The sequence below is a fragment of the Micromonospora sp. KLBMP9576 genome, from assembly GCF_050941805.1.
Classification (GTDB): Bacteria; Actinomycetota; Actinomycetes; order Mycobacteriales; family Micromonosporaceae; genus Micromonospora.
The window spans coordinates 6,075,954-6,096,159 of the sequence record NZ_CP194567.1 but is presented as its reverse complement, the minus strand read 5'-3'; the positions used below and the strand labels follow the sequence as shown (position 1 = coordinate 6,096,159).

Below are 20,206 nucleotides of genomic sequence, written 5' to 3'. Positions count from 1 at the left end.
TGAACGAGGTCGGTCCACCCTCAGGAGGAAGCATGCAGGAGAAGCGTTCACAGCGCCGCCAACTGTTCCGGGCCGCGGCGGTCACCGCTGGTGCGGCCGTGGCCGCGCCGATGCTGGGAGGCGTCACGCCCGCCCAGGCCGCCGCTCTCGCCACCACCGGCGCCATCCCCTGGGTCGGCCCGGCGGGCTCCGGTGCCACGTTCGAGGTCGACGAGACCTTGGGCGCCCAGGCCGCCATCAACGCGGCGCTGGGCACGAGCAGCCGGCGGGCCGTCTACGTCGCCCCCGGCAGCTACGCCCTCAAGGCCCCGGTGGTGCTCGGTGACAAGCAGGCCCTGATCGGTGCCGGTCCGCTGGTCACGTTGCTGACCGCGGCCGCGGGCTTCAACGGGGCGGCCCTGGTGGTCAACCCGTGGTCCGGCACCCACGCGGGCGCGAGCCGGCAGTGCGTGACCGACATCGGGCTCGACGGCGTGAACCGGGTGGCCAACGGGGTCAACTTCCAGATGAACGCCGAACCGGCCTCGTACGGGCCGGACCCGGCACCGTGGCTGACCCGGGTCTTCGTCACCCGGACCACCGGCGACGGGTTCTTCCTCGGCGGCACGTACGCGGGCGGGCAGCGGGAGTTCAAGATCACCGACTGTCGGGTCGAGAAGGCCGGTGGCTGGGCGTACAACTTCCAGGCGTCGGACGGATTCGTCAGCGGATGCTCGGCCCAGGGTTGTGCGGGCGGCGGTTACCTCCTCGGGGGTGGCAACATCAAGATGTGGGGCAGCAAGGCGTACGGCATCGGCACCGCGGCCGCCTCCGCCCCCGCGTTCCGGATCGACTCCGCGCGTGCGACAGTCGTCGGCTGCGAAGCCCAGGACACCATCGGCAACGGCTTCGAGATCCGCGCCGCCAACGCGACGCTCTCCGGCTGCACCGCCGACTCGACCGGGCGCGGCAGCACCGGCACTGACTCGGAATCTGCCGGCTTCTACGTGGCCGCCTCCGCGGTGAGCCTGGAGGGTGGCGCGTTCCAGCGGTCCAACGGTGGCGCGAAGTGGATCGTGAGCACGGATCCGGGCATGCGGTGCGCCCTGTACCTGGCCGCCGGCGTCGACTTCCTCTCCGTGCGGCTGGTCACCGGAGCGGGCCGGCCCACGCCGTTCCAGCGCCTGATCACCGGCACGGTCGGCGCCGGTTCGTCGGTCTCGGTCCTCGGCTGACTGGGTAGGTAGGTCGAAGGGCCGACCCGGTGGGGTCGGCCCTTCGACCGCACGACGACCCGCGGGGGCGGTCCAGCAGACGAGGTGCCTGCCGGAAGTTGCCCCGGTCTGGGTGGGGGCCGCACCGGCGCTGCGCGGGGCCGGCCAGGGTGCGGTGGCTTCCGACGCCGGTCAGCGCCGGGCGAGGGTCGACTCCAGCCGCTGGATGAGCGTCTTCCGTGCCTTCCCGTCGCGTTCCTGCCGCAGCGCCGTCCTGAGCTGGCCCGTGTCGAGGCCGCCGACGAGCTTGGCCGCCTCGGCGACCGGCAGTTCCGAGAGCCGTTCGGCCGACGTGGCGTTGCGGCGGGCGCGTTTGGCCGGCCCGGTGTTGGCGACGTACTGCTTGCCGGACTTCGACGCCTTCCGCTTCTTGGCGTCGGTTTCGCGCCGTTGCTTCTCGGAGAGCTGGTCCCAGGCCTTTTCGGGCAGGTAGCGGCCCGTCTCGCCCGCCTTGCGCGCGCGGGCGTCGCCGTCCCTGGTCTGCCAGTGCTCGTTGCCCCAGCGTTGCAGGGACTTCTGGCGTTCGTCCTTCGGGCCCTCGAAGCCGCCGCCGCGCTTCTTGTACTCCTGGGTGAGCAGTTGCGACTTGCGCGCCGACCACTGCCCCGGTCTGCCGCCCTTGTCGGAGGCCTTGATCTCCTCCTTGACCTGCTCCCTGAGTTCGGGCTTCGTGTATCGCGCCATGTCCGGCGGTTACCCGGCGCCGGGAGGGCCATGCGGCCGGCGACGTGACCCGCCCGGGGGTGCGGCTGACGGGCCGGCCGGGTTGGCCGGCCCGTCAGCGGGTCATGCGGTCGGCGGGGTGCCGTCGCGGTGGGTGAGCTGGTAGGTGGCGTCGACGCCGTCCGTCTCCAGCAGCACAGTCACCGGGCCCACCGGCAGCGTGCAGGTGATCGTCCGGGTGACGGCGTAGCCGGTCGGGCCGCAGTAGCGCACGCCGGTCGCGTCGAGGACCGACAGGCGGGCGCGACCGGTGCCCGAGGTCCGGGTCCAGGTGAAGGTCTCCTGGGCCGCGTGCTGGTCGGCGGGGATGGCGAAGCAGGCCGCGAACGAGCCCGCACCCGTCGTCACGTCGGTGCCCGTGGCGTCCTGGGGGAGCACCGGGCAGGCCGGCGGGCCGTCGACCCGCGCGAAGCCCACCGCGTACGCGCCGGTCGGGGCCTCGCCGGGGGCGCTGAGCACGGCCGAGAACGGCGCGGTACCGGTCAGCTCGCAGCTGTACTGGCGCAGGCTGTAGATGTCACAGACGTAGGCGCCGGTGGCGTCCACGACGGTGATCTCCGGGCTGGCCGCTCCGGTCGCGTCGCCGGCCTGTAGGCGTACCACGCGGGCGCCGGCCGGGCTGGGCAGTTGCAGGCAGTCGTACTGACCGGCGGCGGCGAAGGTGCCCTGGTGCGGGGGCTGCCCGTGGGCGTCGGAGACCGGCGTGCAGCCCGAGGGGGCCTTGGGCAGCAGGGCGACGGCGTACTCGACGTCGTTGTCGATCACCCTGGTCGTGACGTTGCCGGCCAGCACCATCGTGTAGCGGCCGGGCGCCCCGAACTGGCAGTGGGCGTTCGCGCAGACCCGCAACCCGGCGGCGTCGTACACCTGGGCGTAGTCGGGTCGGTTGTCGGCGCGTACCGCCTGGACGAGGTAGTCGCCCGCCGCCGCGATGTCCAGCGTCCGGCAGCGGATGCCGCCGAGGGACCCGGCCGGCGCCGCGCCGTAGCTGCCGGGCGTGATCGTCGGGCAGCCGACGGCCGCCGACAGCCGGCGGACCTGGAGCGCGTACGTCAGGTCGGTGCTGTCGGTCTCCCACCAGTGCAGGAAGCTGACCATGCGGTACGTGCCGGTGGCGGGCAGCACGCAGCCGTCCTCCTCCGACCACTCCGTGCACAGCGGGGTGCCCGCCTGGTCGACCAGCCACATCGACAGGTCGTTGTAGGCGGTCGGTGCCCGGTATGCGATGACCCGGTCGCCCGCCTCGCCCTGGAACGGCTGGCAGTTGGTCTGCACACCCGAGGTCTGGTGCACCAGGAGGGCCGGCTGCTCCCAGGTCGTCGCGGTCGTCGCGGCGCACCGGGCGGCACTGTGCAGCGCGGTCACCGCCACCTGGTAGGTGAAGGCCTCGTGCGAGTCGTTGTCGTTGCTGACCAGCAGCGTGTAGGAACCCGCGGCGGGCAGCGGGCAGTGCCGGGAGTTCGTGTACTCGTCGCAGATCTGCTGGCCCGCGGCGTTGTGGACAGCCCAGTTGAGGTACTGGTCGTGGTATCGGTTGAAGCGGACCGCGACCGCGCCGGCGGTGGTGGTCGTCAGCTTGTGGCAGGCGTAACCGTCGTGCTGGATGGTCGCGGAGCCGACGGCGGCCCCCGGGTCACCGAAGGCGACCAGCGGCACCACGGGGCAGCCGACCGGGTTCGAGAGCCGGGGCATCCGCAGCGTGTAGTTGCTCTGCGCGCCGTAGAACTCCTGGAGGAAGAGCCGGTACGGTCCCGGTTGGCTCAGGGTGCACTGGTTGGTGCCGTCCGCCCGGCAGATCGGCTGGTGGGCGGCGTCCAGGATCTCCCCCCGGATGTCGCCGCTGCCGCCCGGGTCCATGATGTGCAGCACGGTGCCGGTGGGCTGGTTGAACGAGAAGCAGCGCGCCGCCAGGCCGGCCGGCAGGGTGCCGGTGCGGCCGGTGGAGGCGAAGGAGAAGACGCTCGTTGGCAGGGCCGTGCACGTCGACGGCCGCCGGGTCGACTCGACCGAGAGCCGGTAGCTGCCGGTGCCCGAGCCGTAGTACACGTACGCGGTGATCGTGTAGGTGCCGGCGGCGGCGAGGCGGCACTCGCTGCCATAGCTGGAGAGGTAGCAGTGGTAGGTGCCGTCCGGGCCGTGCAACTCGGCGCTGACGCCCTCCCCGGACACCTGGGTCAGCCGGCCGATGACCAGGTCAGAGGCCACAGTGGTGGTGAACGACCAGACGTTTCGCTCCTCGCCGGAGACGGCCGGGCAGGTCACGATCCTGCCGAGGGCGAGCGTGCCGCCGCAGCCACCGGTCCCGGTGGTCGACGCCGCGGGGCGGCCACCCGGGCGCGTGGACCCGTTGGTGGCCGGGGCCTTCGGCGCGGCGGACGTCTCGGGGGCCTTCGGCGCGGCGGACGCTTCCGGGGCCGGGGCCTTCCGGGCGGCGGGCGTGGGCGGGGCGGGGGCCTTCGGCGGGGCGGTCGGCTCGGCGACGGTCGGCGTCGGACCGGCGTTGGCCGGTGTCGCGGCGGCCGGGTTCGGCGCCGGGGCCGCCGAGGCCGCTCCCGGGCCGATCAGGACGGTGGCGGCCAGCGCGGCGACAGCCGCCCCGACCAGGGCCAACCGTTTCTTACTGGGACTTTTCGGGCGCGCAGGCAGGGATGATCTCACGTCGACTCCCCCGTGTGGTGCCGTGCGATCTGCGCGGCAGCCAGATGATTCCACGGGCATCGATGACCGGGCAATCAGCTTCCCGGGCGTGTCAGCAGGGGCTGTGGCCCTCGTGGAAGAGGCGCTGGGCCCAGTCGGCGTATCCGACGATGATCTTCTTGACCGCCCGGCCGTCGTGCAGGAAGAGGTACGCGCGGTCGCCGTGCCGGGCCAGTAGCCCGTCGAGCCGGTACATCCCCTGTGGGGCGTCCAGCTCGCGGGCGGCCGGATACCGGGCGCGGGCCTGTCCGATCGCCATGCCCGCGGTGACCCCCTGCGGGGTGCGCGTCGCCTCGCCGAGCCAGAGCAGCACCAGCCGGTCGCCGACGAAGATCGGGCTGGTCGCGTCGTACCCGACGAGCGTCGGGCCGCAGGCGTCGACGTCGGAGCGCAGGATGCCCCGCCGGCTCAGCTCGGTCTCGGTGTCGCCGAACTCGACGTCGCGCAGGCCGTTGAGGTCGACCACCTCGACGACCCCGACGGGCCGGCCGCCCAGCCCCGTCGACGGCGGGTGCGCCCCGCTGCCCGAAACCCAGGCAGCCGTCATCAGCGCCGCGATAAAAGCAAATTGTCGCAATTTCATGGAATCCCCCAGTCCCCAACGGGACCGGGGCGCTCAGGTTGCTGCCCACCGGCAGATTGCCGGTTTTCCCATTCCTCGGCCAGCTCGTCCCAGTAGTCCGCGCTCAGCCGCCGGCGCCCGTGCGCCAGCCATCCGGCGGTGCTCCGCTCGACGTGCAGGCCCAGCTCGGCGAAGGGGTCGATCCACGCGCCGGGCTCCACCCCGAGCCGGATGAGCGCGGCGTTGACCGGCCACTGTGGGCGCGGCCCGTCGAGGCGGTGGTCGAACGCGGGCCCCCAGCTCACCCCGCCGCCGAGCCACACCAGCGCCGACTGGTAGCCGGCCCCGCCGGCGAACTCCGCCTCCAGGTATGCCACCGGGCCCGACCGGGACCAGCGCGCGAGGACCTCGGTGAGCGCCGCCGAGAACACCAGGCCGAACGGCTCCTCCGCCGACCGCTCCGTCACCGAGTAGTCGGGTGGCGCGCCGGTCAGCTCCTCGACCAGTTGCGGGGTGGCCGGCAGCAACGCGAAGTCCTGACGCAGCTCACCGAGGACCGCGTGGTCGAGGTCGGCGGTCTGCTCGCGGAGCAACTCGGCGTCCGCGACCACCGCGCTGAGCTGGTAACCCATGGAAGCCCTCCGCCGTCCACAGCCTGTGGATGGAACATGTGTACGACGTCCGGAGCGGGCCGGCGTGCGGGCTGCTCCCGCCGCCGCGCCGGGCGCGTCTCTGACGTCGGCGGACCCAGGTCAGGGGCGCTCGGCGACGGTGGCGACGAACGCGCGCCACGCCGCCGGTGCGAAGGCGAGCGCCGGGCCGGCCGGGTCCTTCGAGTCCCGCACGGCGACGACGCCGGGCAGGTTGTCGGCGACCTCGACGCAGTTGCCGCCGTTGCCGCTGCTGCGGGTGCTCCTGCGCCACCGCGCGCCATTCAGCTCCATGACTCCGCCACTTCCGTGATGAGATCGACAGACTGCCAGTGGGAGAGCGCCTCGCCGCGCACGTTCTCCCACGCAGTCATCATGGCGGCAATGTCGCCCGGGTCGCTAACCAGTTGGCCCTGGAGCTGGTTGTCGAGGTAGCCGGCGAGGCGGTGGTCGCGGCTGTCGGCGAGCACGAACGGCCCGTTCAGGCCGGCGTACGCGCCGACGGACGACGGCACCACGTGCACCCGGACGTGCGGCTCGGCGCACGCCGCGACCAGGGCCCGGAGCTGCTCGCACATGGTGGCCCGGCCGCCGACCGGCCGGCGCAGCACCGCCTCGTCGATCACCGCCGTGAACAGCGGCGGCTCGTCCTGCCGGAGGATGCCCTGGCGGGCGAGCCGGGACGCCAGGTGCCGCTCGACGTCGCCCCGGGGGAAGAGGCCGCCGCCGGTCAGCACGGCCCGGCCGTAGGCCTCGGTCTGGAGCAGGCCGGGCAACACCACCGACTCGTACGACCGCAGCGACACCGCCTCGCGCTCGATCTCCTGCCAGGGACGGAACCAGATCGGGTCACGACGTCTCGAAGTGTCCGGCCAGATGTCCGAAACGTCCCGACGGAGGGCCTCCGCCGCGGCCAGCCGGTGCCGGGCGTGCGGGATGCGGTCCTCGGTCAACCAGCGCCCGACCGTCTTGGGGTCGACACTGACGGTCCCGGCGAGGGATTCGATCGTGTGCCCGGTGTCGCTGAGCGCCACCCGTAGCGCGTCGTTCACGGGTCCTCCCATCGGACGTCCCAAATATCTGGGCACCATAGCCCTACGGGCTGTATCTGTCTGCTTACTACCGGCATGTTGGGGTGCGAAGACGGCGCGGCCGGTGGAGGCGAAGGAGCCCGGCGGTCGGCGTCAGTCGTGGGCCGCCCCGGCGGGGAGGACGGGGGCGGCCCGCTCCAACCCCCTCCCGTCCCCACCGGGACCCCTGCCGAGCCGCCGAGGAGGTACCGCCCGTGCGTACCCGTCGCACCCCAGTCCCGAGCAGCGAGCCGGCGCCCACCGGCGTCGACCCGGGCGGGTCGGGGTCGCGGTGAGCCGCCGCCGCGAGCACACGCCGAGCCGGCCGACGTGGCGCTGCCGGGTGTGCGGCATCGCGTGGCCCTGCTCGGCGGCGAAGCTACGCCTGCTCGGCGAGTACCGCCACGACCGCGCCGCGCTCACCGTCCACCTGGCGACCCTCCAGGCCGAGGCCGTCGAGGAACTCGCCGCGCTGGATCCCGACGTGAGCCCGGCCCACCTGGCCGACCGGTTCCTCTCCTGGGCGCGCGCCCGCGCGTGACGACGCGCTAACCCCGACGGCGCGGCGTCTCCGGGCACGCCGTGACGGGCATCATGGCTGGTGCAGAGGGGTAGGAGCTGACACACATGACTGCCATCGCCCGGCCTGACCGCAGGTCCGACATCATCAATGCCCTGTCCATCCTCGCGACCCTGCAGCCCCACGGTGTCAGGTCGTGGCCCGGTCTGACCGAAGCCGTGCACTGGCTCGTCGACGACACGTTCTGGGACGACCGCCACCCCCGCGACGACATCGGAACTGTCCTCGCCGACACCAGCGGGGCCGAGGCCGTCAGCGCAACACTCGAGCCCCTGCTGGCCATCCTCGACGAACTCGGCCCCACCGCCCCCGACGAGCACTACCTGACTCACCCCAGATGGCCCGAACTCGCCCAGGCCGCTACCGGAACTCATCAACTCATGGCCGGCAGAGCCCCAGCCCGACCCTGAACGGGAACAGCGGTCCACGGCTCTACACCCACGGGACGCGGCCACCGAGCGGCGGGCAGCTGGACGGGCCGGAGCGGCGCAGGTGCGACGAGAGCGACCGTAGGGACGACTCAGGGCCGGTCCCCGTGGGGCCGACCCTGTCGTTCGTGCTGCTCAGCGAGCGGAGGATACGAGATTCGAACTCGTGAGGGTGTAAACCCAACACGCTTTCCAAGCGTGCGCCCTAGGCCTCTAGGCGAATCCTCCGCAGACGAGGATACAGGTCCCGGGCGGACCGGCCACCCCACCACCCCCTGAAGATCGACCGGCCGTCGGGTAGGGTGGGGATCACCTCCCGTGCGGCGGTATCTCGTGAACCTCCCCAGGGCCGGAAGGCAGCAAGGATAAGCGGGCTCTGCCGGGTGCACGGGAGGCCTTTTTGTCTCCGGGGCCAGGTAACGTCCCTGCGGGCCGGGTCACGGGGTGGTGGGTGGTCACCCGCGCCCGACCGGCGCAGAATGGCTCGGTCGAGAGGAGGCGGGACGAGTGGCACTGGCGCTCTACCGCAAGTACCGGCCGCGTACCTTCGCCGAGGTCATCGGGCAGGAGCACGTCACTGAGCCGCTGTCGCAGGCGCTGCGCAGCGGGCGGCTCAACCACGCCTACCTCTTCTCCGGCCCACGCGGCTGCGGCAAGACCTCCAGCGCCCGGATCCTGGCCCGCTCGCTCAACTGCGAGCAGGGCCCCACCCCGGAGCCGTGCGGGCAGTGCGACTCCTGCCGCGAACTGGCCACCGACGGCGGCTCGATCGACGTGCTGGAGATCGACGCGGCCAGCCACGGTGGCGTCGACGACGCCCGCGAGCTGCGCGAGAAGGCGATCTTCGCGCCGGCCAAGAGCCGCTTCAAGATCTACGTCATCGACGAGGCCCACATGGTCTCGTCGGCCGGCTTCAACGCCCTGCTCAAGCTGGTCGAGGAGCCGCCGGAGTACGTCAAGTTCATCTTCGCGACCACCGAGCCGGAGAAGGTCCTCGGCACGATCAAGTCGCGGACCCACCACTACCCGTTCCGGCTGATCCCGCCGAAGGTGGTCCGCCCCTACCTGGAGCAGCTCTGCGAGACGGAGGGGGTCGCCGTCGAGCCGGCGGTCTTTCCGCTGGTGGTGCGCGCCGGTGGCGGCAGCATGCGGGACAGCCTCTCGGTGCTCGACCAGCTCATCGCCGGGGCCGGCCCGGAGGGGGTCACCTACTCCCGGGCCACCGCCCTGCTCGGGGTGACCGACGCCGCCCTGATCGACGAGATGTGCGACGCGCTGGCCGCCGGGGACGGCGCGACCGCGTACGCGACAGTCGACCGGGTCGCCGAGGCGGGGCACGACGCGCGCCGGTTCGCGTCCGACCTGCTGGAGCGGCTGCGCGACCTGATCGTCCTCCAGCAGGTGCCGGACGCCGCCACCAAGGGCCTGATCGACGGCCCGTCCGACCAGATCGAGCGGATGGCCGCCCAGGCCCAGCGGCTCGGCCCGGCGACGCTGTCCCGCTGCGCCGACATCGTGCACAACGGCCTGGTGGAGATGCGCGGCGCCACCGCACCCCGGCTGCTGCTGGAGCTGATCTGCGCCCGGATGCTGCTGCCCGGTGCCGACGACTCCACCGGTGGCCTGCTCCAGCGCCTCGAACGCATGGAGCGCCGGCTCACCCTCGCCGGCACCGACGCGCCGCCTGCCGCCGCCGGCCCCGCGCCGGTCGCCGCTCCTCCTGCCGTACGCCCCGACCCCGCCCACCAGGCGTATGCCCCCGGTGGATCGGCCGACGTCGCCGGCGCGCCCGCCTCCACGGGATCCGCCGGCAGCCCGGACGGCGCGGCGACGGCCACTCCGACGTCCCCTGCGGGCGCGGGCGGTGCTCCGCCGTCCCCGGTCGGTGCGGGCGGCACCCCGACGTCCCCCACCGTCACGGGCGGTGCTCCGGCGTTCCCGGCCGCTGCGCCGGTTTCGCCGGCGGTGGCCGAACCGGCTGCTGGTGCGCCCCACCGGGTGGTGCCGTCACCGTCGGCGGTGATGCCCGACCCGGCCACTCCCGCCCCGCCCCGGCCCGGGGCGCGAGCGACAGGTGAGCTGGACGCCGTCGCGGTACGCCGGGTCTGGCCCGAGGTGGTCGGCAAGGTCAACCGGACCAACAAGCGGATCGCGGCGCTGATGCGCGACGCCGTGGTCCGCGACCTCGACGGCGACACGCTCGTGGTGACGGTGAAGTCGTCGGTACTGGCGAAGATGATGGCCGACCACGCTCAGGTGCTCACCGACGCGCTCTACGAGGAGTTGGGCGGGCGCTGGCAGATCCGCTGCGAGGTGGCCGGCGAACGCGGTGGCGTGTCACTCGGTGGGCCCGCCCGCTCCGCCGCAGCCCGTCCGGCGTCCCCGTCGCCCACGGCCCCCACCCCGCAGCCGCCGGCCGGCGCGACCGGTGGCGGCCCGAGCGGGGATCCGCCCGGCGGCCGGAGCCACCCGCAGGGTGGCCCGCCCGCTGCCGGCCCGGACACCGGTGCCGCGCCGCACGGCGGGGCGCCCGACGGCGCTGCATCTCCGAACGGTGCTGCGTCTAGCGGCAGTGCTCCGAACATCGGCGCTTCCCAGGGCGCTGCTTCGAACGGCGCTGCTTCGAACGGCGCTGCTTCGAACGGCGCTGCTTCGAACGGCGGTGCTCCGCGGGGCGGGGTGGCCGGCGGGTCTGGTGGCCCGGGTGGCGACGGCGTGGACGGCGGTTTCGCCGGTCCGGGTGGTCCGGCCAGTGGTGGTACCGCAGGGGGATCGAGTCGCCCGGCCGCAGGTGCGGGGTCTGCCGCTGCTGCTGTCGCCACCGCTGCGGCCGAGGACTGGCCCGAGCCGGCCCGTCCCGGTGGTGCCGCCGACGGTGACGAGAGCTGGCCGGAGGCGGCCCGCCCGGGGGGCGCCGCGACCGCTGCGGCCAGCGAGGACGACTGGCCGGAGCCGGCCCGACCGGGCGGCACGGCGGCCACCGACACGTCCAGCAGCGGCACGTCGTCCACCGCTCCGACCGTCGGCAGGTCCGCCGCGTCGTCGGCCGGCCGGCCGACGGCCACCGGCGCGCCCGCCGTACCGAAGCCGGCTGGTCCCTCGGCGGAGCCGCAGCGGGCCGCGCCCGCCGGGCCTCCGGTGAGCAGTGCCATCGCGGCGGCGCGGGCCGCTGCCGCCGGACGTGGCCCGCGTGCGGGGCAGGCGGCCCGCAGGACCGCGGATGCCGACTGGGCCGGTGAGCCGCCCTACGACCCCGACTTCGACGGCCCGGTGCGCGGCGGTGGCGGGCGTCCGGACGCCCGGCCGGCGGCTGCGAACCTGGAGGGCTTCGACCCGGGCGACGAGCCGCTGGACGAGGTGCTCGACGAGCGGACGGCGCGGGAATCCAGCGAGGAACAGGCGGTACGGCTGCTCCGCGAGGTGTTCGGCGCCGAAAAGATCAACGAGGTCGACGCCCGCTGACCCGTGCCTGACCCCACCACGGTGGCGGACGCCTGCCGGGTGACGGGTACGGGCGGAATCTTGGTGCGAGACGGCCCCTCCAGGGGCCTTTCCCCGTTTCGCTCCGGTCGTCCCCGCGATCGCCCGGGTGGCCGGCGGAGCAGGGAAGTACCGGGCGGGGCGAGGCTGCTTACAGCGGATAGGCTCAGTGGCGGCCGAGCAGACGAGTGCGAGAAGGAGCCATCCGTGCGCCCAGGTGGACAGCCGAACATGCAGCAGATGCTGAAGCAGGCGCAGAAGATGCAGCAGCAGATCGCCACGGCGCAGGCCGAGCTTGCCGAGGCGGAGCTGACCGGCACCGCCGGCGGTGGCCTGGTGACCGCGACCGTCGCCGGCACCGGCGAGCTGAAGTCGATCAGGATCGACCCGAAGGCGGTGGACCCGGAGGACGTGGAGACCCTGGAGGATCTCGTCGTCGCGGCCATGCACAACGCCGCCGAGGCGGCGAAGGAGCTGACCGAGAAGAAGATGGGTCCGGTCACCGGCGGCATGGGCGGCCTCGGCCTGCCCGGTTTCTGAGCGGCAGATGTACGAGGGCGCCATCCAGGATCTGATCGACGAGTTGGGCCGGCTGCCGGGCGTGGGCCCGAAGAGCGCCCAGCGGATCGCGTTCCACGTCCTGTCCGCCGACCCGGCCGACGTCAACCGGCTGGCCGGCGCGCTGCGCAAGGTCAAGGAGCTGGTGCGGTTCTGCACCAGTTGCTACAACGTCGCCGAGTCCGACCGGTGCCGGATCTGCCGCGACCCGCGCCGCACCGACGAGGTGCTCTGCGTGGTCGAGGAGCCGAAGGACGTGGTGGCGGTCGAGCGGACCGGTGAGTTCCGTGGCCGCTACCACGTGCTCGGCGGGGCGATCAACCCGCTGGAGGGGATCGGGCCGGACAATCTGCGCATCCGCGAGCTGATGACCCGGCTCAGTGCGGGCACGGTGCGGGAGTTGATCCTGGCGACGGATCCCAACACCGAGGGCGAGGCCACCGCGACGTACCTGGCGCTGATGGTCAAGCCGATGGGCATCGCGGTGACCCGGTTGGCGAGCGGCCTGCCGGTGGGCGGCGACCTGGAGTACGCCGACGAGATCACCCTCGGCCGGGCCTTCGAGGGGCGTCGCGCCGTCTGAGTGGCCGCACGGCCGGCACCGGGACTCCCGGTGCCGGCCGTCGTCGTTTCCGGGTCTCCGCGCCCCCGGGTGTTCTGACATGTGGACGATTCCGGCGACGATCGATGTAACAAATCCGCAACGGACAATTGCGGCGCAAACGCGTCATTGGCGGCGGTCTGGAGCGGCCTTCGGGGCGCGGCGCTTCGCTTAAGACACGATCCGATACCAACCGGTTCCTCGATGGTTTCCCGTCGGTCCGAACGGGGGCTAAGGTCACGGCGTTCGGTGACCCCTGTCACCACGATTGTTCGTACCCCGAAGGACGAGGTGAAGCACCCCATGCGTGCATCCAGGCCGAAGGTTGCCATCGCGGCCATCGCGGTCGCGGCTCTCGCGGTAGCAGGCTGCGCCGAGAGCGACCGTGGCGACAGCTCCGGCGGTAGCAAGAAGGACACCATGGTCTTCGGCGTCGCCGGAGACCCGAAGGTGCTCGACCCGAGCTTCGCCAGCGACGGTGAGTCGCTGCGCGTGGCGCGTCAGGTCTTCGAGACCCTGGTCCGCCCGGAGGAGGGCGGCACCAAGGTCACCCCCGGCCTGGCCGAGACCTGGACCCCGGACGCCGCGGGCACCACGTGGACCTTCAAGCTGCGCTCGGGCGTCAAGTTCCACGACGGCACCGAGTTCAACGCCGAGGCGGTCTGCAAGAACTTCGACCGCTGGTACAACGCCAAGGGCCTCATGCAGAGCCCGGACGTGACGCCGTACTGGCAGGACGTCATGGGTGGCTTCGCCAAGAACGAGAGCGCGGACCTGCCGCCGAGCCTCTTCAAGTCCTGCACCGCCAAGGACGCGGCCACCGTCGACCTGGCCTTCACCCGGGTCTCCAGCAAGATCCCGGCCGCGCTGATGCTGCCGTCGTTCTCGATCCACAGCCCGACCGCGCTGGAGAAGTACGACGCCAGCAACGTGGGCGGCACCGCCGAGGACATCAAGTACCCGGCCTACGCCACGGCGCACCCGACCGGCACCGGCCCGTTCAAGTTCAAGTCCTGGGACGTCGCCAACAAGACGCTCACCATCGAGCGCAACGACGACTACGCCGGCGACAAGGCGAAGCTGAAGACCCTCATCTACAAGACCATCTCGGATGAGAACGCCCGCAAGCAGGCGCTGCGCTCCGGCGACATCCAGGGGTACGACCTGGTCGGCCCGGCCGACGTCGAGCCGCTCAAGGGCGAGGGCTTCAACGTCCTGACCCGCCCGGCGTTCAACATCCTCTACCTGGCCATCAACCAGAAGGGGAACCCGAAGCTCGCCGACGTGAAGGTCCGCCAGGCCATCGCGCACGCGCTGAACCGGCAGGCTCTCGTCGACTCGAAGCTGCCCCCGGGCGCCAAGGTCGCCGACAACTTCATGCCGGACACCGTCGAGGGCTGGAACGGCGACGTCACCAAGTACAACTACGACCCGGCGAAGGCCAAGGCGCTGCTGGCCGAGGCCGGCGCGACGAACCTGACCCTGCGGTTCCACTACCCCACCGAGGTCACCCGGCCGTACATGCCGAACCCGAAGGACATCTTCGAGCTGCTCTCGGCAGACCTCAAGGCGGTCGGCGTCACCGTCCAGGCCATCCCGCTCAAGTGGAGCCCGGACTACCTGAACGCCACCACCGCGGGCAACAAGCACGACATCCACTTCCTCGGCTGGACCGGTGACTACGGCGACGGCTACAACTTCATCGGCACCATGTTCGACCGCCAGAAGGCCGAGTGGGGCTTCAACAACCCGGCCCTGTTCGACCAGTTCAAGGACGCGGACGCCACCGCGGACGTGGCAGCCCGCACCGAGAAGTACAAGGCCCTCAACAAGGCCATCATGGACTTCCTGCCCGGTGTCCCGGTGTCGCACTCGCCGCCGGCGATCGTGTTCGGCAAGGACGTGACCGGGGTCAAGGCGAGCCCGCTCACCGACGAGCGTTTCGCCACCGCCGAGTTCAAGTCCTGACCTGACGCTCCGACCGCGGGCGGGCGCTGTTTCGACAGCGTCCGCCCGCGACCCTCCGTACCCCTTTCGAGGCCGCCGTGTTCCGGTTCATCGTCAGACGCCTGCTTCAGCTGATACCGACGCTGTTCGGGCTCTCCCTCCTGCTCTTCATCTGGCTTCGCCGACTGCCCGGTGGTCCCGAGACCGCCATCCTCGGTGAGCGTGGGACGCCCGAGATGCGCGCCGCGATCCGGCGCAACATGGGCCTCGACGAGCCGATCCTGGTGCAGTACGGCCGGTTCGTCCGGCGGCTGCTCCGCCTGGACCTGGGCACGTCGACCTCCACCAAGCGCAGCGTCGTCACCGAGTTCATCGAACGGTTCCCCGGCACGGTGGAACTCTCCGTCACGGCGATGCTGATCGCGGTCGGGCTCGGCATCCCGCTGGGCTACCTGGCGGCCCGCCGCCGCGGCCGGATGCTGGACCATCTCTCGGTCGGCGGCTCGCTGATCGGCATCTGCATCCCGGTCTTCTTCCTCGCGTACGTGTTCAAGGCGATCTTCGCGGAGAACCTCGGCTGGTTCCCGGCGAGCGGCCGGCAGGACCCGACGCTCGGCGCGACCCGGGTCACCAACTTCTTCGTCCTCGACGGGCTGATGACCCGGGAGTGGGACGCCGCCGCCGACGCGCTCTGGCACCTGGTGTTGCCGGCCGTGGCGCTGGCCAGCATCCCCCTGGCGATCATCGTCCGGATCACCCGGGCCAGCGTCCTGGAGGTGCTCAACGAGGACTTCGTCCGCACCGCCGAGGCGAAGGGGCTGACCGAGCGCACCGTTCGCAGCCGGCACGTGCTGCGCAACTCGATGCTGCCGGTGGTCACCTCGATCGGCCTGCTCACCGGTGGCCTGCTCTCCGGTGCGGTGCTCACCGAGACCGTCTTCGCCTTCGGTGGCATCGGCGCCTTCATCTACGAGGCGATCAGCCAGCGTGACTATCCGGTGCTGATGGGCTTCATCCTGATCATCGCGGTGGTGTATGTGCTGGTGAACCTCCTGGTCGACCTCTCCTACAGCCTGATCGACCCGAGGGTGAGGGTCCGATGACGATCACCAGTAGCAAGAAGGAAAAGATCGACCGGCTCTCCGAACTGGCGGCCCGGGACGACGAGCGTGGCGTCAGCCTCTGGAAGGAGGCGTTCCGCCGGCTGCGGCGCAACCCGGCCGCGATCGTCGGCGCGGTGATCCTGAGCCTGTTCCTGCTGGTCGCGCTCGTCGGGCCGTTCCTCGTCCCGTACGCGCCGGACGCCCAGCTCTGGAAGGGCGAGATCCGGGACAACATCGGTTACTTCCCCGGCCCCCGGGCCGAGAACTGGTTCGGCGTCGACCACATCGGCCGCGACGAGTTCAGCCGCATGATCGTCGGTGCCCGGCAGACCCTGCTGGTCGGGGTGATCTCGACCCTGATCGGCCTCGCCGTCGGCTCGCTGATCGGCGGCGTCGCCGGTGCCGCCGCCGGCCTCGGCGGCCGGTGGGGCCGGGCGGTCGACAACGTGCTGATGCGCTTCATCGACATGCTGCTGGCCATGCCGAGCCTGCTGCTGGCGATCAGCATCGCCGCGCTGCTCGGCTCCGGCCTGACCACGGTCATGATCGCGGTCGGCGTGGTGTCGGTGCCGGTCTTCGCCCGGCTGCTGCGCGGCTCGATGATCTCCCAGGCGAACAGCGACTACGTGCTGGCGGCGGTCTCGCTGGGCGTGAAGAAGCCGAAGATCGCGCTGACCCACGTGGTGCCGAACTCGCTCGCCCCGGTCATCGTGCAGGCCACCCTCACCCTGGCCACGGCGATCATCGAGGCTGCGGCGCTCTCCTTCCTGGGGCTCGGCAACAACGACGCCTCCATCCCCGAGTGGGGTGTGATGCTCGCCGACGCGCAGCGCTACATCGATGCCGCGCCCCGGCTGGCAGTCCTGCCCGCCCTCGCCATCATCGTCACCGCCCTCGGCTTCACGCTGCTCGGCGAGGCGATGCGCGAGGCACTCGATCCGAAGCTGCGGAAGTAGGTCCCTTCGATGTGTGAAGCGCGAGGAGTGAGCTTGCGAGCCCCGCAGTCGCGAACGAAGGGTCGGTTGTGTGAAGCGCGAGGAGTGAGCTTGCGAGCCCCGCAGTCGCGAACGAAGGGTCGGTTGTGTGAAGCGCGAGGAGTGAGCTTGCGAGCCCCGCAGTCGCGAACGGAAGGTCGGTAATGGCACTGCTCGATGTGGACGACCTCTCCGTCACGTTCGCCCGGCGCGGTCAGCGCACCGTGCACGCCGTCGACGGGGTCTCCTTCTCCGTCGACTCCGGCGAGGTGGTCGGCCTGGTCGGTGAGTCCGGCTGCGGCAAGAGCGTCACCTCGCTGGCGATCATGGGCCTGCTGCCGAAGCAGCCGGGCCTGCGCGTCGGCGGCAAGGCGGTCTTCGACGGCACGGACCTGCTCCAGCTCGACGACCGGTCGCGGCGGGACATCCGTGGCCGGGACGTCGCGATGATCTTCCAGGATCCGCTCTCGTCGCTGAACCCGGTGATCCCGATCGGGTTGCAGGTCACCGAGGTGCTCACCCGGCACCGCGGCATGAAGGGGGCGGCGGCCGAGAAGGAGGCGGCGGCGCTGCTGGACCGGGTCGGCATCCCCGACCCGAAGCGGCGGCTGAAGGAATACCCGCACCAGCTCTCCGGCGGCATGCGGCAGCGCGCCCTGATCGCCATGGCGGTGGCCTGCCAGCCCCGGCTGCTGATCGCCGACGAGCCGACCACGGCCCTGGACGTCACCATCCAGGCGCAGATCCTGGAGCTGCTCAAGGAGCTGGTCCGGGAGTCGGGTACGGCCCTGGTCATGATCACGCACGACCTGGGCGTGGTCGCCGGCATGTGCGACACCGTCAACGTGCTCTACGGCGGCCGGGTCGTGGAGACCGCCCGCCGCCGCCCGCTGTTCCGTCAGCCCCGGCACCCGTACACCGTGGGGTTGCTCGCTTCGGTGCCGCGCCTGGACGCGGGGCGCGGCGAGCGGCTGAACCCCATCCCCGGCTCGGTCCGCGACCTGCTGCCCTGGTCGGACGGCTGCGCGTTCGCGCCGCGTTGCGAGCGGCGGGTCGACGAGTGCGTGGGGGAGCCGCCCGCGCTGGTGCTGGCCTACGACGGTCGCAGCTACCGCTGCGTCAACCCGGCGCCGACGCCCGGCGCCGAGCCCGCCCCGGCCGCCACCGGTCCGGCGACGGGCGCCCCGCCCGCCGGCGAGCCGGCGGTCAGCGACCCGGCACCGGCCGCACCGGCCGCGACCGGGCCGGCCAGCACCGGTCCGGCGACGGACGGGACCACGGGCCAGGTGCCCGCCCCGCGCGAGGAGGAGAAGCCGTGACCGAGAGCGACATCCTCGTCGAGGTCCGCGACCTGAAGGTGCACTTCCCGATCCGTCGGGGGGTGGTCTTCGACCGGACGGTCGGCCACGTGAAGGCCGTCGACGGCGTCGACCTGAGCATCGCCCGCGGGAAGACGTACGGCCTGGTCGGCGAGTCCGGCTGCGGCAAGTCGACGCTGGGTCGGGCGCTGCTCCAGCTCAACCCGCCCACCAGCGGAGAGGTCAGGTTCGACGGCGTCGAGCTGACGACGCTGCCGGCGGGCAAGCTGCGGTCGATGCGCCGCCGGATGCAGATGATCTTCCAGGACCCGATGTCGAGCCTCGACCCCCGGCAGAACGTCGAGTCGATCCTCACCGAGGGCCTGCAGGCCCACGGGATCGGCGGCGACCGGGACGAGCGGCGGCGGATCATCGGCGAGACGCTGGACGCGGTGGGGCTGCCGCGCTGGGCGCTCTCCCGCTATCCGCACGAGTTCTCCGGCGGGCAGCGGCAACGCATCGGCATCGCGCGGGCGCTGGTGCTCGGGCCCGAGCTGATCGTGGCCGACGAGCCGGTCTCCGCGCTCGACGTCTCGATCCAGGCCCAGGTGGTGAACCTCCTCGACGAGCTTCAGGAGAGCCTCGGCCTGACCTACCTGGTGATCGCGCACGACCTCGCGGTGGTGCGGCACATCTCCGACACCGTCGGCGTCATGTACCTGGGTGCGCTGGTCGAGGAGGCGCCGAGCGACCGGCTCTACACCGAGCCGATGCACCCCTACACGCGGGCGCTGATGTCGGCGGTGCCGGTGCCGGACCCGGACGTGGAGGACCGGCGGGAGCGCATCCTGCTCGCCGGCGACCTGCCCTCGCCGGCCAACCCGCCCTCGGGCTGCCGGTTCCACACCCGCTGCCCGTGGGCGCAGCCGACCCGCTGCGCCGACGAGCGTCCCGTGCTGCGGGAGATCCGCGGCAGCAGGGTCGCCTGCCACTTCGCGGAGCCGATCGCCAGCGGGGAGTTGCGCCCCCACAAGGTGAGCGTGCAGCTCACCCGCCCGATGGGCGAGGGCGACGACCCGCACGTGGTCTCCGCGCCCAGCGAACCCGGCTCGTACGTCTGATCCGTGTCACGGGCGCGGCCCTCGTCCGGGGGCCGCGTCCGCCGTGGCCGTCAGCCCTCGGGGCGGTGCAGCAGGGCGACGGCGACGCCGTGCACCGCGTCCAGCCCGGCCGGATCGGCCAGCGCCACCCGGCCGCCGGTGACCGCGTACCACTCGTCGGCCTCCCGGTATTGCACACTCAGCGTCACCTGGCCGTCCTCGTAGCCGGTGCGCAGGGTCAGCTCGCCGGTGACGACACCGACCTCGTCGGTCATCACCCCGCCCGGGCCGGGCACGATGTCGGCCGTGCGCTCCCGGGTGACGCCCGACGCGCCCCCGGCGTCGGCGGACATCCCCGCCCCCGGCACGCCGGCGGTCGTGCCGGCCGCGCCGTCCGCCGTCATGCCGGCCGTGGTGGGCCCGGCCGGTGCGCCGCCCGGCGCCGCCGGGTCCTGCCCGGTGGCGGCCGGCGTCGGCTCGGGGGCGGGTGCCGCCCCCGGCGCGGCTGTCTCGCTCATCTGCAGCCCTCCAGCATGTCGGTCAGGGCGGCCTTCTCGGCGGTGGTCACCGTGAGCCGCCAGTGGTGCTTGACCGTCACCCAGTTGTCGGCGTACTGGCACCAGTGCGACTGGTTCGCCGGCTTCCACTGGGACGGGTCCTGATCACCCTTTGCCCGGTTGGAGGAGGCGGAAACCGCGAAGAGCTGCGGCCGGTCCAGGTCGTTGGCGAACTCGCCGCGCTTCGTGTCGTCCCACTCGTCGGCGCCCGAGCGCCACGCGTTGGCCAACGGCACCATGTGGTCGATGTCCACGCCCGACGGGTCGGTGAAGGCCCGGCCGTCGTAGACGCTCTCCCAGCGACCGCCGACCACGTTGCAGCCGGAGAGCTTGATGTCCTCCCCGTCGCGCTGTAGCACGCTGTCGCGCACGTCGCAGTTCTTGCCGGTGTCCCGCCAGTGCGGGAAACGCTGCCGGCTGTAGCCCTTCATCGACCCCGCGCCGGCCACGGTGAGTTGCCCCAACTTCTGCGCGGCGTTGCCACCGCCGTCACCGGGCGGCGGGGCTGGCGGCTCGTCGACGGCGGCACAACCGGCCGCACCGAGGGCCAACGCCGCGGCGAGCGCGGCCGTCACAGCGGCAAGCGGTCCTGATCTGGTACGCACAGACGACACCTCTCCAGCTT

The 20,206-nt window shown here is 72.3% G+C and carries 19 protein-coding genes, 1 tRNA gene and 1 other RNA gene; 12 read left to right on the top strand and 9 right to left on the bottom strand.

The genetic code is table 11. From position 1 onward, the window contains the following. The first annotated feature begins 32 nt into the window (after positions 1 to 32). Positions 33 to 1,214, top strand: a complete 1,182-nt coding sequence (locus ACQ452_RS27190; protein WP_433388508.1) for a glycosyl hydrolase family 28-related protein — start codon at positions 33 to 35, stop codon at positions 1,212 to 1,214. Positions 1,215 to 1,385: 171 nt separating this feature from the next. Here ACQ452_RS27190 and ACQ452_RS27185 read toward each other — a convergent pair whose 3' ends face one another. From ACQ452_RS27185 to ACQ452_RS27160, 6 genes are all read right to left on the bottom strand, one after another. After that, entirely contained in the window at positions 1,386 to 1,937 is a 552-nt protein-coding gene (locus tag ACQ452_RS27185; protein WP_433388506.1) for a DUF5872 domain-containing protein, read from the bottom strand. Between the two features lie 102 nt (positions 1,938 to 2,039). After that, positions 2,040 to 4,586, bottom strand: coding sequence for a hypothetical protein (locus ACQ452_RS27180; RefSeq protein WP_433388505.1), 2,547 nt, complete (start codon positions 4,584 to 4,586; stop codon positions 2,040 to 2,042). Positions 4,587 to 4,725: 139 nt separating this feature from the next. Beyond that, on the bottom strand, positions 4,726 to 5,220 hold the full coding sequence (locus ACQ452_RS27175; protein ID WP_433388503.1) for a hypothetical protein: 495 nt from the start codon (positions 5,218 to 5,220) through the stop codon (positions 4,726 to 4,728). A 32-nt stretch (positions 5,221 to 5,252) separates the two neighbouring features. After that, entirely contained in the window at positions 5,253 to 5,867 is a 615-nt protein-coding gene (locus ACQ452_RS27170; protein WP_433388502.1) for a hypothetical protein, read from the bottom strand. A gap of 120 nt (positions 5,868 to 5,987) precedes the next feature. Beyond that, positions 5,988 to 6,179, bottom strand: coding sequence for a DUF397 domain-containing protein (locus ACQ452_RS27165; RefSeq protein ID WP_433388501.1), 192 nt, complete (start codon positions 6,177 to 6,179; stop codon positions 5,988 to 5,990). Further along, the gene (locus tag ACQ452_RS27160) at positions 6,170 to 6,937 is read right to left on the bottom strand and encodes a DUF5753 domain-containing protein (RefSeq protein WP_433388499.1); all 768 of its coding nucleotides are present in this window, start codon (positions 6,935 to 6,937) and stop codon (positions 6,170 to 6,172) included. The genes ACQ452_RS27165 and ACQ452_RS27160 overlap by 10 nt, the downstream gene beginning before the upstream one ends. Positions 6,938 to 7,247: 310 nt before the next feature. Between ACQ452_RS27160 and ACQ452_RS27155 the strand changes: the two genes are divergently transcribed. Then, entirely contained in the window at positions 7,248 to 7,496 is a 249-nt protein-coding gene (locus ACQ452_RS27155) for a flavin reductase (protein WP_433388498.1), read from the top strand. A gap of 86 nt (positions 7,497 to 7,582) precedes the next feature. After that, the gene (locus ACQ452_RS27150; RefSeq protein WP_433388496.1) at positions 7,583 to 7,945 is read left to right on the top strand and encodes an SCO4402 family protein; all 363 of its coding nucleotides are present in this window, start codon (positions 7,583 to 7,585) and stop codon (positions 7,943 to 7,945) included. 161 nt (positions 7,946 to 8,106) lie between these two features. Here ACQ452_RS27150 and ACQ452_RS27145 read toward each other — a convergent pair. Beyond that, positions 8,107 to 8,191 (bottom strand) — tRNA-Ser (locus ACQ452_RS27145). Between the two features lie 82 nt (positions 8,192 to 8,273). Between ACQ452_RS27145 and ffs the strand changes: the two genes are divergently transcribed. From ffs to ACQ452_RS27100, 9 genes are all read left to right on the top strand, one after another. Next, positions 8,274 to 8,363, top strand: an RNA gene (ffs, locus tag ACQ452_RS27140) — signal recognition particle sRNA small type. 107 nt (positions 8,364 to 8,470) lie between these two features. After that, entirely contained in the window at positions 8,471 to 11,425 is a 2,955-nt protein-coding gene (locus ACQ452_RS27135; protein ID WP_433388495.1) for a DNA polymerase III subunit gamma and tau, read from the top strand. A 249-nt stretch (positions 11,426 to 11,674) separates the two neighbouring features. Further along, a complete protein-coding gene (locus ACQ452_RS27130; protein WP_433394441.1) occupies positions 11,675 to 11,983 on the top strand; it encodes a YbaB/EbfC family nucleoid-associated protein in 309 nt (102 codons plus the stop codon). Between the two features lie 7 nt (positions 11,984 to 11,990). Further along, positions 11,991 to 12,584, top strand: a complete 594-nt coding sequence (gene recR, locus ACQ452_RS27125; RefSeq protein ID WP_433388493.1) for a recombination mediator RecR — start codon at positions 11,991 to 11,993, stop codon at positions 12,582 to 12,584. Between the two features lie 321 nt (positions 12,585 to 12,905). Then, on the top strand, positions 12,906 to 14,570 hold the full coding sequence (locus ACQ452_RS27120) for an ABC transporter substrate-binding protein (protein WP_433388491.1): 1,665 nt from the start codon (positions 12,906 to 12,908) through the stop codon (positions 14,568 to 14,570). Positions 14,571 to 14,647: 77 nt separating this feature from the next. Further along, a complete protein-coding gene (locus tag ACQ452_RS27115) occupies positions 14,648 to 15,652 on the top strand; it encodes an ABC transporter permease (RefSeq protein ID WP_433388489.1) in 1,005 nt (334 codons plus the stop codon). Continuing rightward, on the top strand, positions 15,649 to 16,608 hold the full coding sequence (locus ACQ452_RS27110; RefSeq protein WP_433388487.1) for an ABC transporter permease: 960 nt from the start codon (positions 15,649 to 15,651) through the stop codon (positions 16,606 to 16,608). The genes ACQ452_RS27115 and ACQ452_RS27110 overlap by 4 nt, the downstream gene beginning before the upstream one ends. Before the next feature lie 182 nt (positions 16,609 to 16,790). Further along, complete coding sequence (locus ACQ452_RS27105) at positions 16,791 to 17,945, top strand: ABC transporter ATP-binding protein (protein WP_433388485.1); 1,155 nt, start codon at positions 16,791 to 16,793, stop codon at positions 17,943 to 17,945. Then, positions 17,942 to 19,045 carry an ABC transporter ATP-binding protein gene (locus tag ACQ452_RS27100; protein ID WP_433388483.1) on the top strand — a complete coding sequence of 368 codons (1,104 nt, stop codon included), beginning with the start codon at positions 17,942 to 17,944 and terminating at the stop codon, positions 19,043 to 19,045. Before ACQ452_RS27105 ends, ACQ452_RS27100 begins: the two co-directional genes overlap by 4 nt. Before the next feature lie 50 nt (positions 19,046 to 19,095). Here ACQ452_RS27100 and ACQ452_RS27095 read toward each other — a convergent pair whose 3' ends face one another. Further along, complete coding sequence (locus tag ACQ452_RS27095; RefSeq protein ID WP_433388482.1) at positions 19,096 to 19,542, bottom strand: hypothetical protein; 447 nt, start codon at positions 19,540 to 19,542, stop codon at positions 19,096 to 19,098. Continuing rightward, positions 19,539 to 20,186 (bottom strand): HNH endonuclease family protein, encoded by a 648-nt coding sequence (locus ACQ452_RS27090; protein WP_433388480.1) that lies wholly within the window; start codon positions 20,184 to 20,186, stop codon positions 19,539 to 19,541. The genes ACQ452_RS27095 and ACQ452_RS27090 overlap by 4 nt, the downstream gene beginning before the upstream one ends. Positions 20,187 to 20,206: the final 20 nt, after the last annotated feature.

What these genes read in the sequence shown, in the direction of transcription:
- ACQ452_RS27190 (WP_433388508.1), top strand. Translation starts at nt 33, where the DNA reads ATGCAGGAGAAGCGTTCACAGCGCCGCCAACTGTTCCGGGCCGCGGCG.
- ACQ452_RS27185 (WP_433388506.1), bottom strand. Translation starts at nt 1,937, where the DNA reads ATGGCGCGATACACGAAGCCCGAACTCAGGGAGCAGGTCAAGGAGGAG.
- ACQ452_RS27175 (WP_433388503.1), bottom strand. Translation starts at nt 5,220, where the DNA reads ATGACGGCTGCCTGGGTTTCGGGCAGCGGGGCGCACCCGCCGTCGACG.
- ACQ452_RS27170 (WP_433388502.1), bottom strand. Translation starts at nt 5,867, where the DNA reads ATGGGTTACCAGCTCAGCGCGGTGGTCGCGGACGCCGAGTTGCTCCGC.
- ACQ452_RS27165 (WP_433388501.1), bottom strand. Translation starts at nt 6,179, where the DNA reads ATGGAGCTGAATGGCGCGCGGTGGCGCAGGAGCACCCGCAGCAGCGGC.
- ACQ452_RS27150 (WP_433388496.1), top strand. Translation starts at nt 7,583, where the DNA reads ATGACTGCCATCGCCCGGCCTGACCGCAGGTCCGACATCATCAATGCC.
- ACQ452_RS27130 (WP_433394441.1), top strand. Translation starts at nt 11,675, where the DNA reads ATGCAGCAGATGCTGAAGCAGGCGCAGAAGATGCAGCAGCAGATCGCC.
- recR (WP_433388493.1), top strand. Translation starts at nt 11,991, where the DNA reads ATGTACGAGGGCGCCATCCAGGATCTGATCGACGAGTTGGGCCGGCTG.
- ACQ452_RS27120 (WP_433388491.1), top strand. Translation starts at nt 12,906, where the DNA reads ATGCGTGCATCCAGGCCGAAGGTTGCCATCGCGGCCATCGCGGTCGCG.
- ACQ452_RS27110 (WP_433388487.1), top strand. Translation starts at nt 15,649, where the DNA reads ATGACGATCACCAGTAGCAAGAAGGAAAAGATCGACCGGCTCTCCGAA.
- ACQ452_RS27105 (WP_433388485.1), top strand. Translation starts at nt 16,791, where the DNA reads ATGGCACTGCTCGATGTGGACGACCTCTCCGTCACGTTCGCCCGGCGC.
- ACQ452_RS27095 (WP_433388482.1), bottom strand. Translation starts at nt 19,542, where the DNA reads ATGAGCGAGACAGCCGCGCCGGGGGCGGCACCCGCCCCCGAGCCGACG.